The sequence below is a fragment of the Arthrobacter sp. Bz4 genome (genome assembly GCF_003075455.1).
Classification (GTDB): domain Bacteria; phylum Actinomycetota; class Actinomycetes; order Actinomycetales; family Micrococcaceae; genus Arthrobacter_D.
In genome coordinates, this window is the sequence record NZ_QDAE01000074.1 from 1 (window position 1) to 962 (window position 962).

Genomic DNA, 962 nt, shown 5'->3' on the forward strand with positions numbered 1-962 from the left:
AGTCGATGCGTGCCGTCAGCCGGGTGCTGGGCCGCAGCCCGTCGACGATCAGTCGAGAGTTAGAGCGCAACGCCTCCCTAACGATCGGCTACCTGCCTTATGCGGCGCACCGTACCGCTGCAGCACGCCGGCCGCGGCCCAGGTCCCGCAAACTCGACGAGGGGGCTCTGCGCGCCTATGTTGAGGTGAAGCTTCGGAAGCGGTGGTCACCGGAACAGATCAGCCACCGAATAGTGAAGGAGTTCCCCGACGACGGGAGGATGCGGGTGAGTACCGAGACGGTCTATCAAGCGATCTACATTCAGGGCCAGGGCGCACTTAAACGAGAGATAGCAGCCTCGATGCGCCGCGGGCGGACAAGAAGGAAACCTCGCCGTGATTCCGCCCACCGAACCAGGCGTTTCATGGATCCCATGATTTCCATCGCTGAGCGCCCAGCCGAGGCCGACGATCGGGCAGTGCCCGGACATTGGGAAGGCGATCTCATTACCGGCACCCTGAACCAATCGGCGATCGGAACTCTTGTTGAACGCTCCAGCAGATTCGTCTCGCTCGTGCACCTCGAGCACGACCACACCGCTGAAACCGTGCGCGATGGGCTGGTGAAGACCGTGATCCGACTCCCTGATGCCTTACGACGATCGCTAACTTGGGACCAAGGAGCCGAGATGTCCGAACACGTCTCGTTTCAAGTCGCGACCGACATGGACGTCTATTTCTGCGATGCCGGCAGTCCTTGGCAGCGCGGCAGCAACGAGAATACCAACGGCTTGTTGCGTCAGTACTTCCCCAAGAGCACGAGTCTCTCGACCCACACCGCAGAAGATCTTCGAGCAGTTGCCGCTGAACTCAACGAGCGGCCACGCAAGTCCCTGGGCTGGGACACCCCGGCAGAGCGCCTGCATGCTTTACTGGAACTCACATAGCGAGCCGGTGTTGCGACGATGCCTAGAATTCAAGCC

1 protein-coding gene is annotated in these 962 nt (G+C 61.1%); it reads left to right on the forward strand.

The genetic code is table 11. The annotated features are described in order from the left end of the window. On the forward strand, positions 1-926 hold a 926-nt coding region (locus DDA93_RS16105), incomplete at its 5' end, for an IS30 family transposase (protein ID WP_116779321.1). Positions 927-962 lie beyond the last annotated feature (36 nt).